Annotated in this window: 16 protein-coding genes and 1 pseudogene; 9 read left to right on the forward strand and 8 right to left on the reverse strand. The window is 72.6% G+C overall.

Annotated features, from left to right (window positions below; translation table 11 throughout):
- The first annotated feature begins 59 nt into the window (after window positions 1-59).
- The 4 genes from I6J71_RS17675 to I6J71_RS17690 all read left to right on the forward strand — a co-directional run bounded on the left by I6J71_RS17675 (window position 60) and on the right by I6J71_RS17690 (window position 4,858).
- On the forward strand, window positions 60-1,703 hold the full coding sequence (locus I6J71_RS17675; protein WP_239154968.1) for a sigma-54-dependent Fis family transcriptional regulator: 1,644 nt from the start codon (window positions 60-62) through the stop codon (window positions 1,701-1,703).
- 175 nt (window positions 1,704-1,878) lie between these two features.
- Window positions 1,879-3,000 carry an NDMA-dependent alcohol dehydrogenase gene (locus I6J71_RS17680; protein ID WP_204095701.1) on the forward strand — a complete coding sequence of 374 codons (1,122 nt, stop codon included), beginning with the start codon at window positions 1,879-1,881 and terminating at the stop codon, window positions 2,998-3,000.
- Window positions 2,997-3,929 carry a MoxR family ATPase gene (locus tag I6J71_RS17685; protein WP_204095702.1) on the forward strand — a complete coding sequence of 311 codons (933 nt, stop codon included), beginning with the start codon at window positions 2,997-2,999 and terminating at the stop codon, window positions 3,927-3,929. The genes I6J71_RS17680 and I6J71_RS17685 overlap by 4 nt, the downstream gene beginning before the upstream one ends.
- A gap of 50 nt (window positions 3,930-3,979) precedes the next feature.
- Window positions 3,980-4,858, forward strand: a complete 879-nt coding sequence (locus tag I6J71_RS17690; RefSeq protein ID WP_239154970.1) for a vWA domain-containing protein — start codon at window positions 3,980-3,982, stop codon at window positions 4,856-4,858.
- 134 nt (window positions 4,859-4,992) lie between these two features.
- Here I6J71_RS17690 and I6J71_RS17695 read toward each other — a convergent pair whose 3' ends face one another.
- The 5 genes from I6J71_RS17695 to I6J71_RS17715 are packed head-to-tail and all read right to left on the reverse strand — an operon-like array spanning window position 4,993 to window position 10,160.
- Window positions 4,993-6,282, reverse strand: a complete 1,290-nt coding sequence (locus tag I6J71_RS17695; RefSeq protein ID WP_204095703.1) for an APC family permease — start codon at window positions 6,280-6,282, stop codon at window positions 4,993-4,995.
- Between the two features lie 28 nt (window positions 6,283-6,310).
- Window positions 6,311-6,700 (reverse strand): VOC family protein, encoded by a 390-nt coding sequence (locus I6J71_RS17700; RefSeq protein ID WP_204095704.1) that lies wholly within the window; start codon window positions 6,698-6,700, stop codon window positions 6,311-6,313.
- A complete protein-coding gene (locus I6J71_RS17705) occupies window positions 6,697-7,467 on the reverse strand; it encodes an ArsR family transcriptional regulator (protein ID WP_204095705.1) in 771 nt (256 codons plus the stop codon). The genes I6J71_RS17700 and I6J71_RS17705 overlap by 4 nt, the downstream gene beginning before the upstream one ends.
- A 51-nt stretch (window positions 7,468-7,518) precedes the next feature.
- On the reverse strand, window positions 7,519-8,790 hold the full coding sequence (locus I6J71_RS17710) for an MFS transporter (RefSeq protein WP_204095706.1): 1,272 nt from the start codon (window positions 8,788-8,790) through the stop codon (window positions 7,519-7,521).
- A complete protein-coding gene (locus tag I6J71_RS17715) occupies window positions 8,787-10,160 on the reverse strand; it encodes a rhodanese-like domain-containing protein (protein ID WP_204095707.1) in 1,374 nt (457 codons plus the stop codon). The genes I6J71_RS17710 and I6J71_RS17715 overlap by 4 nt, the downstream gene beginning before the upstream one ends.
- Window positions 10,161-10,238: 78 nt before the next feature.
- Here I6J71_RS17715 and I6J71_RS17720 point away from each other — a divergent pair, with 78 nt between their 5' ends.
- Window positions 10,239-10,955 (forward strand): metalloregulator ArsR/SmtB family transcription factor, encoded by a 717-nt coding sequence (locus I6J71_RS17720; protein ID WP_204095708.1) that lies wholly within the window; start codon window positions 10,239-10,241, stop codon window positions 10,953-10,955.
- A gap of 90 nt (window positions 10,956-11,045) precedes the next feature.
- On the opposite strand, the pseudogene I6J71_RS17725 reads toward I6J71_RS17720, so the two are convergent.
- A pseudogene (locus I6J71_RS17725) lies at window positions 11,046-11,378 on the reverse strand (YnfA family protein).
- 47 nt (window positions 11,379-11,425) lie between these two features.
- On the opposite strand from I6J71_RS17725, the gene I6J71_RS17730 reads away from it, so the two are divergent.
- The 4 genes from I6J71_RS17730 (at window position 11,426) to I6J71_RS17745 (ending at window position 14,525) form a co-directional block, all read left to right on the forward strand.
- Window positions 11,426-12,022, forward strand: a complete 597-nt coding sequence (locus I6J71_RS17730) for a hypothetical protein (RefSeq protein WP_204095709.1) — start codon at window positions 11,426-11,428, stop codon at window positions 12,020-12,022.
- Between the two features lie 126 nt (window positions 12,023-12,148).
- On the forward strand, window positions 12,149-12,499 hold the full coding sequence (locus I6J71_RS17735) for a helix-turn-helix transcriptional regulator (protein WP_204095710.1): 351 nt from the start codon (window positions 12,149-12,151) through the stop codon (window positions 12,497-12,499).
- Between the two features lie 134 nt (window positions 12,500-12,633).
- Window positions 12,634-13,233: a cation transporter gene (locus I6J71_RS17740; RefSeq protein ID WP_204097115.1), complete on the forward strand. Its 600-nt coding sequence runs from the start codon at window positions 12,634-12,636 to the stop codon at window positions 13,231-13,233.
- 86 nt (window positions 13,234-13,319) lie between these two features.
- A complete protein-coding gene (locus I6J71_RS17745) occupies window positions 13,320-14,525 on the forward strand; it encodes an FAD-dependent oxidoreductase (protein ID WP_239154972.1) in 1,206 nt (401 codons plus the stop codon).
- Between the two features lie 49 nt (window positions 14,526-14,574).
- Here the strand turns inward: I6J71_RS17745 and I6J71_RS17750 are convergent, their stop codons facing one another.
- Together I6J71_RS17750 and I6J71_RS17755 are read right to left on the reverse strand one after the other, a co-directional pair.
- Window positions 14,575-14,853, reverse strand: a complete 279-nt coding sequence (locus I6J71_RS17750) for a PLDc N-terminal domain-containing protein (protein WP_204095711.1) — start codon at window positions 14,851-14,853, stop codon at window positions 14,575-14,577.
- 142 nt (window positions 14,854-14,995) lie between these two features.
- On the reverse strand, window positions 14,996-15,229 hold the full coding sequence (locus I6J71_RS17755) for an SHOCT domain-containing protein (protein WP_204095712.1): 234 nt from the start codon (window positions 15,227-15,229) through the stop codon (window positions 14,996-14,998).
- Window positions 15,230-15,246: the final 17 nt, after the last annotated feature.

The raw sequence follows: 15,246 nt of genomic DNA on the forward strand, positions 1-15,246 counted from the left end.
CGCACACGACCGGTAACGTCGACGGAACGAACGAAGGTGTTCGCAAGTCGGGAGGAGTCTTGCCACTCGCGCAGCTGCCGGACCACGACGCGAAACTCCGACCGCAGATCGCGGACTCCTGGCGTCGTTCGCAGCTGTTCGGGGTCGCACCCGATCTGGATCCCGGCGTCGTCTCCCTCGCGGACGTCGACGCGCACAGCCGGCTGATGGTCGCCGCCGGTCCGGTCCTGGACCGGCTCACGCGGCAGCTCGAAGGCACGCGCTTCTGCGTCCTGCTCGCCGATCGCGACTGCCGGCTCGTGTTCCGCTGGTTCGGGCACCGGCCGCTGCAGCTCGAACTGGAGAACATCGGCGTGCTGCTCGGTTCCCACTTCGCGGAGGGCCGCGTCGGCACCAATGCGCTGGGCACGCCCTGCGAATCCCGCCAGGCGGTGGTGATCCACGGCGCCGAGCACTACGCACACGCGCTCAAGCGGTTCAGCTGCTACGGCCACCCGATCCACCACCCGCTCACCGGCCGGCTCGACGGCGTCCTCGACATCACCGGCATGAGCGACGACGAGAACCCGTTGTTCAGACCGCTCGTCAGCCGCGCCGTCGCCGACATCCGCGACGTGATCGTCGAGGGTGCCCGCGCCGGCGAACGCCGGCTGTTCCTGGCTTTCCAGCACGCCACGCAACGCCGGTCGGCGCCGGTCGCGGTGCTCGGCGGCGACGTCGTGTTCGCCACCGATGCGTGCATCGAACAGCTGCGCCCGGGCGATCCGGCCCTGCTGCGGACGCTGCTGCCCGACGTGCCCCGGCGCGGTGCCCTCACCGCGACGCTCGCGGTTGCCGACGGGATCGACGTCGCGGTCACCGCCGAACGCGTCGACGGCACGCCCGACGGCGCCGTGTTCCGGGTGTGCCGCACGACCGGGCGCTCCTTCGTTCCGCGCGCGGAAGCGCCGCGCACCGGCCGCGCCACACTGATCACCGGCGACCCGGGCACCGGCCGCTCGACCGTGGCGGGCGGCGCGGGCGGGGCGAGCGGCGTCGAGGTCCTCGGTGCGGCGACCGCGCTGCGGCTCGAGCCGCGCGCGTGGGCCGCCCGGTTCACCGACCTCACGGCGCGGCCGGGCACGACGGTCGTCGTCGATGACGTGCACCTGCTGCCCGAGACCTTCCTCGTCCCGCTCGCCGCCGCTCTGGACGACGGGTGCCCGGCGAAGCTGGTACTGACCACCTGCCCCGCCGACGAGCTGCCCGCGGCCGCCGCGGCCGTCGTCGCCCGCTGCGACGAAGCGCAGGTGTTGGCCCCGCTGCGCGAGCGCCCAGGCGAACTCCCGGCGCTGCTGTCGGCCATGATCCGCGCCGACCGGCCCGAGTGGCGGCCGCGGTTCACCGGCGGCGCCCTCGCCGCGCTGCGCGGGCACCCGTGGCCGGGGAACCTGCACGAGCTGCGCTCCGTCGCACGGCACGTCAGCAGACTCCCGTGCACTGGGATCGTCGACCTCGCCCAGCTGCCGAAGCAGTACCGGTCGACCGCGAAAGCGCGCCGGCTGGGCGGAAGGGAGGCCGCTGAGCGCAACGCGATCGTCACCGCGCTGCGCTCGAATGCCGGGAACAAACTGCGGGCCGCGCGGGAGCTCGGGGTCAGCCGTACCACGCTGTACCGGCGCATGCAGGCGCTCGAGATCGCCGAGGACTGTCCAGTTCTGTAACAGTCCGACCCTTCGCCGCGGGGTGACCATGGCCTCGGCCCCGACCCGAGGAGGCGTCAGGTGACGGCAACGGTGCCCTCCGCCCTGCCGGCCGCGGTTGCCCACCTCCACCCGGCGACGAAAGCCGTCACCATCGCGTCGTGACGCGATCCGTCCGAACAAAGGAGTTCAGGAGATGAAGACGAAGGCAGCAGTCGTCTACGAGGTGGGCAAGCCCATCGAGATCGTCGAGCTCGACCTCGACGGACCGCAGCAGGGCGAGGTCCTCATCCGCTACACGCACGCCGGGCTGTGCCACTCCGACGTGCACATCGCGCACGGCGACCTCGAGGCGCGCCTGCCGATGGTGCTCGGGCACGAGGGCGCGGGCATCGTCGAGGACGTCGGCCCCGGCGTGACCCGGGTGAAGCCGGGGGACCACGTGGTCTGCTCGTTCATCCCGAACTGCGGCACGTGCCGGTGGTGCGCGACCGGCCAGCAGGCGATCTGCGACATGGGCGCCACGATCCTCGAGGGCTACCTGCCGGGGGAGCGGTTCCCCTTCAGCGGGCCGGGAGCGGTGCGCGAGTACGGCGCCATGTGCATGCTCGGCACGTTCAGCCAGTACTCGGTGATCCACCAGAACTCGGCGGTCAAGGTCGACGACGACCTCCCGCTCGACAAAGCCGTGCTGGTCGGGTGCGGCGTGCCGACGGGATGGGGCTCGGCCGTCAACGCCGCGGACGTGAAGCCGGGCGAGACGGTGATCGTGTCCGGCGTCGGCGGGATCGGGATCAACGCGGTGCAGGGCGCGCGATACGCCGGTGCGAAGAACGTCATCGCGCTGGACCCGTTGGAGAACAAGCGCGAGAAGGCGATGGAACTCGGCGCGACGCACGCCGTGGCCACGCCGGAGGAAGCGGCGGAGCTGGCGCAGTCGTTCACCAACGGCAACGGCGCGGACAAGACGATCGTCACCGCCGGGGTCGTCACCGAGGACATCGTCACCGGCGCGTTCAACGCGACGGGCAAGGGTGGCACGGTCGTGCTGACGGGGCTGAACAAGCTGTCGGTCACCAACGTAACGCTGCCGGGCTCGATACTGACGCTGTTCAAGAAAACGGTGAAGGGCTCGCTGTTCGGTGACTGCAACCCGACGACCGACATCCCCAAGATCCTCGGCCTGTACCAGAGCGGGGACCTCAAGCTCGACGAGATCATCACGCGCACGTACACGCTCGACGAGGTGAACCAGGGCTACGACGACCTGCTCGAAGGTCGCAACGTCCGCGGCGTGCTGGTCCACGACGCGCCGTGAGCGGTCTGCGTGCGGTGCGGGGGCCGGGTGAGCAGCCCGGCCCCCGGGCCTTCGGCCACGCGGTCGTCGGCCGGGAGCGGGAGATCGAGCTGCTGCTCGCCGGGCTCGACGCCGGGGCCCATGTCGTGCTGGAAGGGCCACCCGGCACCGGGAAGACCACGCTGCTGCGCGCGATCGCGGACCGGGACGGCACCGAGTTCGTGTTCGTGGAGGGCAACGCGGAGCTCACCCCCGCGCGGCTGATCGGGCACTTCGACCCGTCGCAGGTGCTCGCCAAGGGCTACACCGCCGAGACCTTTGTGGACGGTCCGCTCGTCGAAGCCCTGCGGTCCGGCGGGCTGCTCTACGTCGAGGAGGTCAACCGGGTCCCGGAGGAGACGCTCAACGTCCTCATCACCGTGATGTCCGAAGGCGAGCTGCACGTGCCACGGCTCGGCGTGCTCGTCGCGGCGGCGGGATTCCGGCTGGTGGCGGCGATGAACCCGTTCGACGCGATCGGCACGGCCCGCATCTCGGCGGCGGTGTACGACCGGGTCTGCCGCATCGTCATGGGGTACCAGACCCACGGCGAAGAGAGCGAGATCGTGGCGCGGCGCTCGCCCGAGGTGCCCGGGGCCTGGCGCGACCGGGTCGTGGACCTCGTGCGGCGCACGCGCGAGCACGACGACCTGCGCGTCGGTTCGTCGGTGCGCGGCGCGATCGACGTCGTGCGGGTGGCGGTGTCGCTCGCCCGGATCCGCGACTCCGAACTGCTCGACTGGCAGGTCGGGTTCGACGCCGCGATGGTCGGGCTGTCCGGCCGGGTCGCCGTGCGCGAGGGGTGCGGCCGGACTGCCGAAGCGGTGATCGAGGAGCTCTACACGGCCGTGTTCGGGGCGAAACCCGCCGAGGGCGACCGCCGGGGAGGTGACTCGCCGGGGGAAGCGTGAGCCCGCCACCGGCGGGCCCCTCCAAACCCCGGCCACGGCCCGGTTCCGGGGTGCGCAGCACCCCGCGCGCCGACCTGGCGAAGCAAGCGCGCTTCGGCGAGATCTCGCCCGAGGTGGGTGTGCTCGACGAGACCGCGTTCGACACGGTCTTCCGGGACGACCCCGACCAGGCGGTGTCGCTGCTGGTCGAAATGGCATCGGCCACGGACGAGGAGCTGCGCGCCGCCGCCCGGCGGCTGGCGACCGGCCTCGTGCTCGACCTCGCCCGGCAGGCAGTGGCGAGGAGCCGCGGGGTCGGCCGCCTGTGCCACGTCCGAGCCGACCGCGGGGGTGAGCTGGACCTCGACGCGTCGATGCCGGAACTGCTCGACGCGGCGGCCGGGGCCCGCGCGCCCCGCCCGGACGAGCTCGTCGCCCGGCAGTGGGCCCGGCCGGAACTCGCGCTGTGCCTGCTGATCGACACGAGCGGTTCGATGACCGGCCGCCGCCTGGCCGCCGCCGCCGTGACCGCGGCTGCCTGCGCCTGGCGGGCACCCCGTGACCACGCCGTGGTCTCGTTCGCCCGGAAGACGGACGTCATCCGTCCACTGTGGTCGGTCCGTACGCGTGCCGCTGTCGTCGACTCGGTGCTGTCGCTGCGCGGCCACGGCGTCACCGCCTTGGCCACCGCGCTGCGCGAAGCGTCCCACCAGCTCACGGCTTCCCGTGCGGCCCGCAAGGTCGTGCTCCTGCTGTCCGACTGCCGCGCGACTGACGACGAGGATCCCGTCCCCGCGGCGCGGTCCTGCGAGGAGCTGCTCATCCTGGCGCCCGCGCAGGACTGCGAAGAGGCGGCGCACTTCGCCGCCCGGGCCGGGGCCCCGTGGCGACCCCTCAGCGGTCCTGCCGCCGCGCCCGCGGCGTTGGTGGAGCTGCTGGACCACCGCTGATCCTCGTGCCGCGCGCGAGCGGAACGGGCCTCGGCCGATTCCCGCGGCATCGCCGACGTGCCGGCCGTCACCACCTGGGGCCGTGGCCATGGCAGTCCGCTGGTGTGGGCCGGCTGCGGATCGCCGCCCGACAGCTACTCGGGATCCGTGCCGCCGGAGGTGCGCCGGCGGCGGATGAGCAGGCGGCCGATGAGGCCGATGGCGAAGACGGCCAGCCCGGCGATGATCGAGGGCCACGGGAGGGTCGCGACGAGCACGACGCAGCCGAGCAGGCCGAGCACGTGTAGCCAGCGGGGCCAGCGGCGGTGCGGCGCCTGCTGGGTGAAGGCCGAGGCGTTGGCGATGGCGTAGTAGACGAGCACGCCGAAGGAGGAGAACCCGATCACACCGCGCAGGTCGACGGTCAGCACGAGCACCGACACGACGACGGCCAGCGCGAGTTCGGCGCGGTGGGGCACTCGGTAGCGGGGGTGCACGGCGGCCAGCGGGCCGGGCAGGTCGCGGTTGCGGGCCATCGCGAGGCTGGTGCGTCCGATCCCGGCGATCAGCGCGAGCAGAGCGCCGAGGCTGGCGACGGCGCCGCCGATGCGGACCACGGGGGCCAGCCCACCGGCGCCCGCGTCGGTGACGGCCGTGGTGAGCGGGGCGGCGGATTCGGCGAGGCGCGCCGGTCCGGACGCCAGTAGCGCGGCGACCCCGACGACCAGGTACACCAGCACGGCGATCCCCAGAGCGAGCGGGATCGCGCGGGGAATGGTGCGGGCGGGGTCTCGGACTTCCTCGCCCATCGTGGCGATGCGCGCGTAGCCGGCGAAAGCGAAGAACAGCAACCCGGCGGCCTGCAGAATGCCGTACGCCCCACCGGAGGTCCACGTCCCGACGCCGCCGAGGTGCGCCGGGGAAGCCGAGCCGCCGAAGGCGATGCCGAGCACCACGGCCGCGAGCGCGACGAGGGTGATCGTGACCAGGATCCGCGTCAGTTGCGCGGTCCGGGTCACGCCGCGGGTGTTGAGCACGGCGAGGCCGAGCACTCCGGCGACGGCGACGAGGCGTTGCAGCCACCACGGCCCGGGCACGGCATAGGTGGCGAAGGTCAGCGCCATCGCCGCGCACGAGGCGGTCTTGCCGATGACGAAGCCCCACCCGGCGGTGAACCCCCACCACGGCCCGAGGCGTTCCCGTCCGTAGGCGTAGGTGCCGCCGGACGTCGGGTACTGCGCGGCGAGCTGGGCCGAAGAGACCGCGTTGCAGTACGCGACGACTGCGGCCAGCACCAGCCCGATCAGCAGGCCGCTGCCGGCTGCTTTCGCGGCGGGTCCGAACGCGGCGTACACGCCGGCACCGATCATGGAGCCGAGGCCGATGACGACGGCGTCGCCGGTGCCCAGCCGCCGCGCGAGCGCGGGCGGGTTGCCGGTGGTCATGATGTGGGGTTCTCCTCGGGAACTCGGGTCAGGTCCTGGGCTGGAACAGCTCGACGGGGTTCCCCGCGGGGTCGTCCAGCACGATCTGGCGGCCGCCGGGGCCGGTGACGACGTCGCTGCGGAACTCGACACCCGCTGTGCGCAGCCGGGCGACCTCGGCGTCGATGTCTTCGACGATCAGGTGGATGCGGTTCCAGCCACCCGGGCCGGGTTTCGTGCCGTCCGGCATCGCGCGGCCGGCCGAGCTCGCAGGGCCGCTGAGCAGCAGCCGCAGGTTGCCGCGGGTCACGTCGGCGAACGCGGGGGCGAAGTGCGTCCGCACGGTGAACCCGAGGTGCCGGGTGTAGAAGGCGATCGCGGCGTCGACGTCGTCGACGAGGTAGCGCACGCTCACCAGGGTTTCCAGGTCGGTCGTCATGGTCGGCTCTCCTCAGCGTCGGTGGTGAGGGACAGCGGCAGGAACCGGATCCGGGTGTCCAGCTCGGCGGCGGTGCGCTGGAACGCGGGCAGGGTGTCCCCGCCGGGATCGGGTTCCCGGGCCGGATCGGGCAGGCTCCAGTGGATCGTCACAGGCCGGCCGGGGAACCGCGGGCGGACCTCGCGGACCCGGTCGCACAGGCTGACCACCCAGTCGAACCGCTTGTCCCGCACCGCATCCAAATGGGTCGGCTCGTGTTCGAGCGTGATGCCGTACTCAGCGGCCACGCGCACGGCGTCCGGGTGCAGCGGTTTCGGGTGGCTGCCGGCACTGGCCACCTCGACCGCGCCCCGGGACCGGTGCCGCAGCAGTGCTTCCGCCAGGGGGGAGCGCCCGCTGTTGCCGGTGCACAAGAACAACACCCGTGCGCGCGCGGAACGCCGCCGGCCGGTCGCAGGCGAGCCGATCGCCGGGTGCAGCGCTGCCCCGGCCTCGGCCCACGCGTCGGCGCATCGGGCGAGGTCGAGGTGGTAGTAGCTGTCGCGCCCGTCGTAGTTGCTGCGCCGCGCGGTCACCACTCCCGCCGCTCGCAGTTGCCGCAGGTGGTAGGACACGAGGTTCTGCGGCTGCCCGAGCGCCGCGACCAATTCCCGCACTCGCCGGTCGCTGCCGGCCAGCTCACGCGCCAGCCGCCAGCGCACCGGATCGGCGAGCAGCCGCACGAACGGCGGCGGCCCATCGGACGACAACACCGCTTGAAAATACATCAACCTCGTTTGATGAATCTACCCCTGAGGGCCGCGATTGCGTTCGGCGGTTCAGTCGTTGCCGGGGCTGTCCTCGTGGGGGCCGGAGAGCCAGCGGGCGGCGAGCAGCCCTGAGGCGGCGGTGAGGACCGCGGCCGCGATGATCGTCGCGTTGAGCCCGAGGGCGTCGGCGAGGAGGCCGGCGAGGAGGGCGCCGGCCGCGTAGCCGGTGTCGCGCCAGAAGCGGTAGGTGCCGAGGGCAATGGCGCGCCAGGAGGGGTGTGCGTGGTCCGAGATGGCGGCGATGAGTGTCGGGTAAACCATGGCGGTGCCGAGCCCCAGGGCGGTTGCGGAGAGGACCCCGGCGAGCAGCGGCCAGTGCAGCAGGGCCAAGGCGAGGACGAAGCCGGCGGCTTGGACGAGCATGCCGGACACGATGAGGGGTTTGCGGCCGATGCGGTCGGACAGCTGGCCGATGGGGATCTGGCCGAGGCCCCACAGCAGGGGGTAGAGCCCTTTGATCAGGCCGACGGCGGCGAACCCGAGGCCGTGGTCGGTGAACAGCAGGGGGAACACGCCCCAGGTGAGGCCGTCGTTGAGGTTGTTGACGAAGCCGGCTTGGCTGGCGCCGCGTAGGGGGCGGAGACGCCAGGTGGTGCGGGCGAAGGTGGCGGCGAGGCCGGTGTGCGTGCGGGCGCCGGGGCTGGGGTGCTGCGCGAGTTCGAGTGCGACGTGGGCGGCGGTGTCGCGGACGACGAGGGACAGCCCGAGGCCCGCGGCGACGAAGACGACACCGATGAGTTCGGGGATCGGGCGCAGGCCGTGGGTGGTGGCGAGGTAGCCGGTGAGCAGCGCGACCCCGCCGACGGCGACGTAGCCGGCGGCTTCGTTGAGCCCGGTGGCGAGGCCGCGGCGGGCGGGGCCGACGAGGTCGATCTTCATGTTGACGGTCATGGACCACGTCAGGCCCTGGTTGAGGCCGAGGAGCACGTTGGCGGCGACGAGCCAGCCCCAGGCGGGTGCCCAGGCGAGGGCGAACGGGACGGGGATGCCCAGAAGCCAGCCGGTGATCAGCAGCCGGCGGCGGGTGTAGCGGGCCGTGAGGGCGCCGGCGGCGAGGTTTGTGGCCGCTTTGGTCAGGCCGAAGGCGATGATGAACGAGAAGACGGCGAGATCGCTGGTCAAGCCGAAGGTCTCGGTGCCGATGAGGGGCATCGTGGTGCGTTCGAGCCCGACGAGGGCACCGACGCAGACGTTGACGACGACGAGCAGGCTGAACTGCAGCCAGTTCTCCCGGAGGCCGAGCCGGACGGGCGCGGCGGCGTGGGTGGCGGCGTTGTTCACCGTGGCCCGTCGCCGGCCGCGAGACGCAGGTCGTGGGCGCGTGCGTAGTCGGCCGGACCTCCATTGAGGACGGTCACGTCGGTGCGTCCGGCGCGTTCGAGGACGCTGGCGGCGGTCATGGCCCGCTCGCCGTGGCCACACGCGATCATCGCGTCCGGCGGGACGTCGGCCGCGTGTGCGGCGAGAGACCCGAGTTCCAGGTGCATGGCGGTGGGCACGTGGCCGGCACGGTATTCAGTGGCTTGCCGCACGTCGAGATACGTCTGCCCGCCGGTGTGGGCGGGGTCGGCGAAGACGGTGGTTTGGCGCGGGCCGTCCTCGGCACTCCACGCGGCCATGCCGCCGGCCAGGTGGCCCACGAGGCGTTCGTAGCCGATTTTGTAGGCCGGCCACACGAGGTCGCTCACCTGCTGGTCCGGGTTGCGCACGAACACGAGCGGCGCGGTGTCCGGCAGTAGCCAGCCAAGCCAGGTGGCGAACTGGTCCCGGAGCGGGATGGAGAGGGCGCCGCGGATGTGGCCGGCGGCGAAGTCGGCCGCCGGGCGCACGTCGACGACGTGGCCACCGGCGGCGAGGTGGGCGCGGACGTCGGCGGCCGTGAGCGCGGGCAGCGCGGGGGTGCCGGCCACGACGGCGGGCCCGCGGCGGTTGACCTCGGCCAGGCGCTCGAAGTAGCGCGGGTAGGTGCCGAAGCCGGCGACGAGCGCCCGGACGAACGTGTCTTCGTCGGGTGCGGCCAGCAGCGGGTTGGCGTGCTTCTGCGCTCCGATGGTGGTGGTGCGGTCGGTGCCCGGTGGGGCCGAGCAGAACGAGCCGGCGCCGTGGGTGGGCCAGACGTCGACGTCGTCGGGCAGAGTGATCAGCCGGTGCAGTGAGCGGTACTGGGCGCGGGCGAGCTCCTCGGTGCGGTCGGCGCCGAGCAGATCGGTGCGGGCGGCGGAGTTCACGATCAGGGACCCGCCGGTGAACACGCCGAGTTCGCGGGCGCCGTCGAGCAGCAGGAACGCCAGGTGCTCGTCGGTGTGTCCCGGAGTGGCCAGGGCGCGCAGGGTGAGCCCGCCGAGGTCGACCTCGTTGCCGTCCGTGAGCCCGGTGTGCGGGAACTCCCGCTTCCCCGCGGCCGAAGCCAGCACCGTCGCGCCGTGGTCGTGGCCCAGTTGCACGGCGCCGGAGAGGAAGTCCGCGTGCAGGTGGGTGTCGGCGGCGAATGCGATCCGCAGGCCGTGCCCGGCCGCGGCGGCGCGCAGGTCGCGCAGGTCGCGGCCGGCGTCCACGGCCAGCGCCCGGCCGTCGCCGAGGTCCACGAGGTAGGAGCTGTTGCCGAGGCCCTCGTCGATCAACGGGATCAGGTGCTCGGTGGAGAAGCTCACGACATGCCTCCTCGTGGTCGCGTCGGTCCGTCCCCCGCGTTGAGCTACGATATTCCATGGATTAATGGAGGATAGTGCATGAGCAGGCGTGACGGAGTCGATTCAGCCGCGAAGTCCCGGGCGAAGGCCGAGCTGTACGAGGCGTTCGCGGCCAGCGGCAAGGCGCTGGCCAACGGCACCCGGCTGGAGCTGCTGGACCTGCTCGCGCAGGGTGAGCGGTCAGTGGACGCGCTCGCGGCGGCGGCCGGGCTCAACCTCACCACCGCGTCGGCGCATCTGCAGACGCTCAAACAGGCGGGGTTCGTGGCGACCCGCCGCGACGGCGTGCGCGTGCACTACCGGCTCGCCGGCGACGACGTCGCCCGGCTGTTCGCACTGCTGCGCACGGTCGCTTTCACGCACCAGGCCGCGGTTCCTCCCGCCCGCGCCGCCTACCTCGGAGTCGACGGCGCCGGGACCGATCCGGCGCGCGCCACCGAGATCACCCGCGAACAGCTGCGGGTCCGCGCCGCGGCGGGTGAGGTGGTGGTGCTGGACGTGCGCCCGGTCCACGAGTACGCCGCCGGCCACATCCCCGGCGCGGTCAGCATCCCGGTCGAGGAGCTGGCCGAGCGGATCACCGAATTGCCCGAGGGCACGGAGGTGGTGGTGTACTGCCGCGGCGAGTTCTGCGTGCTGGCCTACGACGCGGTGCGGCTGCTGACCGACCGCGGCCGCCGCGCCATCCGCCTCGACGACGGCATGCTGGAGTGGCGGCTGGCCGACCTGCCGGTCGACACCGGCGACGTGGCGTGAGCACAAGGATCGGCCACTGGCCGGCGGCGATTTCGGTCGCGTCACTCGAAATCCGGACGTCGAAGGCCGCCCGGTGAGGTGCTGCGTCCGTCAGCCGCGCGGCGCAGACATGATCACGCCGACTCCGGCGAGGCAGCTGAGCGCGCAGATGACGTCGAAGTGGTCGGGCCGGTAGCCGTCGGCGAGCACGCCCCGCACAAGGGATCCCGCGACGAACAAGCCACCGTAGGCGGCGAGGATGCGGCCGTACTGGTCGTCGGGTTGCCGGTCGCGACGAACCCCGTAGCGGCCCGGCGCGAGGGGCCCGCCGGCGAGCCAGGGTCAGCCGCGGTGTCCGCGATCTCCGCGCCACACCAGCCGAGTGCCGCCGATTTCGAAGGTCACGGCCACCACGAACAGCCCGATCGAACGCAGAACGAGCACGGACAACCCTTTCGGGAAGCCAGGGATACCGCCACGTCAGTGGAGCGGTGCCGAACACGTCGGCCGGCAGGCCGGCTGCTTCGGCCGGCGCGCGGACCTCGAACTCCAGCCCGCCGCCGGCCACCCGCAGCGTGAAGGTGAAGAACGCGCAGCACTCCTGCTCGGCGGCGGCCAGGTCGGCCACGCGGCCCGCCGATACGGCCGGGGAGCCGGAGCTTCAGCCCGCCGTCGACGGACCGGCGCTCGGGGCCCGCGAGCAGTGCCCGCCACTGCGTGCTGCGCCCGGCCTGGTCGTTGCCGGTCAGTGCGCACGCGATCGGGACAGGCTTGGCCGGCGCACGCTGACGTCGGTCGCCGGTTGTTCCCGGTGCAGGAAGCCGCACCCGGGTTCGCAGCGCCCCGGGCGGGGGGCCCGCGATCTCGGTCAGCGCTTCGCACAGGCGCTCGCTGAACGCCGCGTGCCCGGCGGCGCGCTGTTCGGCCTCCTCGATGCGGGCGAGCGGCATCGGACGCAGCCGGGCGCGCACGTCGGTGCACAGCGCGTGTTCCCAGACCGGGGGGAGTTCCAGGATCTCGTCCAGGAGCAGGCCGAGGTGTTGCCCGAGGCGATGAACTCCAGCCGGTGCACCGACTCGTCGTCGTAGAGCCGGTAGCCCGACCCCGACCGCCGCGCCGGAGCAGCCCGGCTGGCTCGAAAACCGGTTCCGACCCGCAATGGTCAACTGTTCAGCCCTTGCTGATAAATCAGCGATGGCTGTACTGTTCGGGACGTGCTGACGTGTGAGACGCGGGGTGCGGCGCTGGCCCGGCTGGGCAAGGCGCTGGCCGACCCGACCCGGTGCCGGATCCTGGTGGCGCTGCTGGACGGCGTGCACTACCCGGGCCGGCTGGCCGAGCAGCTGGGGCTTTCCCGGTCGAACGTGTCGAACCACCTGGCGTGCCTGCGCGGCTGCGGGCTCGTGGTCGCGACCTACGAGGGCCGGCAGGTGCGCTACGAACTGGCCGACGTGCACCTGCAGAAGGCGTTGAGCGAGCTCGTGCACGTGGTGCTGGCGGTCGACCCCGAAGAACCGTGCCTCAACGACGAGCCCGTCGCGGCTTCCGCGAAGGCGGCCCGGTGAGCGACTCCCGCGAGTCGCTGAACCGGCCGGGGGCCACCACGCAGCCGGCGGAGTGCGCGGACGGGTGCTGCGGGCCGGCACCGGTACCGCGGGAAGCGGACGGCTGCTGCGCGGCGCCTCAGGCACCGTCACGGGTGGCCGCCGCCCGCCGGGCGGTGCTGTCGCGCCGGGTGCGACTGCTGGTCGCGAGCACGATCACCTACAACGTGATCGAAGCGGTCGTGGCGATCCGCGCCGGCTCGGTCGCGTCCTCGACCGCGTTGATCGGCTTCGGGCTGGACTCGGTGATCGAGGTCGCGTCGGCCGCGGCCGTCGCCTGGCAGTTTTCCGGGCGTGCTCCCGAGGCACGCGAGCGCGCCGCGTTGAAAGTGATCGCCCTGTCGTTCTTCGCGCTGGCCGCCTACGTGACCGTCGCATCGATCCGCAGCTTGGCGGGTGCCGAGTCCGCCGAGCACTCGACCGTGGGGATCGTGCTCGCGGCCGTGTCGCTGCTCGTGATGCCGGTCCTTTCCCACGCGCAGCGCCGTGCCGGCCGCGAACTCGGGTCGGCCAGCGCGGTCGCCGACTCCAAGCAGACTCTCCTGTGCACTTACCTGTCCGGTGTCCTGCTCGCCGGGCTGCTGCTCAACTCGCTGTTCGGCTGGTCCTGGGCCGACCCGATCGTCGCGCTCGTCATCGCGGCCGTGGCCGTCAAGGAAGGCCGCGAAGCCTGGCGCGGCGAGCGCTGCTGCTGAAGCGCTGCGGTAGTGGGATAAAACGGCGCCGCGGCGGCCTTCGCCGGCGTTCGCGAACTGGCTAGACTGTCCAGTGAGGTGAAACCGTGGTGGACGTCGTCGTCGCCGGTGGAGGACCCGGTGGGATGCTCCTCGGGTACCTACTGGCGAGGGCCGGGGTCCAGGTGCGGGTGCTGGAGTCGCGGCAGGACTTCGACCGGGACTTCCGCGGCGATTCAATGCACCCGTACACGTTGGAACTGCTCGATCGGCTCGGGCTGGCGCAGGAGCTGCTGCGGCTCGACCACTTCAAGGGGCGCTCGTTTCGCTTCCACACCACGAAAGCCTCTTTCAGCGTCGCGGCGTACGACCGGCTCGACACGCCGTTCGACTACGTCGCCCTGATGCCGCAGGTGCGTTTCCTCGACTTCCTCGCCGCCGAGGCGGCCCGGCTGCCGGCGTTCTCCCTGGAGATGGGTGCGAAGGTCACCGACCTGCTCACGGACGAAACCGGCGCGGTCGCGGGAGTCCGGCACCGGCGCGGGGAAATCGGCTGCGAGCTTCTCGTCGGCGCGGACGGGCGCTTCTCCACGGTGCGCCGCCTGGCCGGCCTCCCCGCGCGATCGCTCGGCGCCACCACCGACATTCTGTGGTTCCGCCTCCCGCGCGATCCGGCCGACCCGCCCGGCGCCGACCTCGAGCTGTACTACGGACCGGAGAGCTACCTCGGCGTGCTCGGCGGCGTGCGTGACTGGCAGGTCGGCTACAGCGTCGCGAAAGGCGACTACGCGCGCCTGCGCGAGCGGGGGGTCGAACCGATCCGCGACTTCGTCAGCACGCGGGTGCCGTGGCTGGCCGACCGCGTGCACCTCCTGACGGACTTCGCCCAGACCACGCTGCTGTCGGTCGACATCTCCCGCGTGGACCGCTGGTACCGCCCGGGCCTGCTCCTGCTCGGCGATGCCGCCCACGTCATCTCACCCGTCGGCGGCAACGGCATCCTCATGGCCGTGCAGGACGCCGTCGCCGCGGCCAATCGCCTCGTTCCCGCCTTCCGCCACGGCACCCCGACCACCGATGACCTGGCCGCCATCCAACGCGACCGGCTGCCTGCCATCGAAAAGGTCCAGGCCCAGCAGGTCCGCGTCGAGCGCCGCTCCGCCCGGGCGCGAGCGCGCGGCCGTGGCGCCGAACCACCCGCCTTCCTGCGCCGCCTGTTCGCCATCCCGGCTCTGCGCGCGAAAGGCGCCCGGGACAACGCTTACGGCCCCTACCCGCCTCGCCTCGACCCGGTTGTCCTGTCCGCGCACTGAACACGACCGGCCGGTGCGGCGGGTGCGGGCAGGTTCGTGCCGGAGATCGTCAGCGGGTCCAGTGGCACCCCCGGCGCCGGTAGGGGCGGTGGCGCAGCCGGCCCCACCGGAAGTACGCGAGCGGCCCGGCGAAGTTGACGGCGATCATCGCCGCCCACAGGGCTTTCGGGCCGCGGACCTGATCCGCCTGCCGGTGCGCGAGGTCCCACCAGGCCATCGCGGCCAGGGCGAGCTGCACTGCCGCAGCGCCCGCCACGACCAGCCGCTCGACGGGGGACAGGTCGGCCCACCTCCGCCGGCCGGTGCGCGCGGCTCCGCGCGGGTTCACAGCACACCAGCTCGATGAGTTGCCGGCAGCACGCGTGGCTCCCTTCGTTGTCGTACCACCCGAACACCCCGCCGGCGCGACCGTCGGTCTTCGTGCGGCCCGCGTCGAACACGCTCGGCGCGGGGTCGCCGCCGACCGGGGTTCAGCGCCCGAGCGCGGCGCGCCGGCGTTCGTACTCGTCCTGGTCGATCTCCCCGCGGGCGAACCGCTCGCGCAGGATCCCCAGGGCTCGATCTTCCTCCGAAGTGGGCTTCGGAGCCCGCCGGACCAGCAGCGTGCCGAGGATCCCGGCGACGGCGAGCACGACCAGCAGCCCGATGATCACCAGGACGAGTCCGACCCAGCCGCCTCCTTCTCCGTAGTGCCAGTAAGGCATTTCGCCCACCTCTCGTT

Origin of the sequence: Amycolatopsis sp. FDAARGOS 1241 (assembly GCF_016889705.1) — a bacterium.
GTDB lineage: Bacteria > Actinomycetota > Actinomycetes > Mycobacteriales > Pseudonocardiaceae > Amycolatopsis.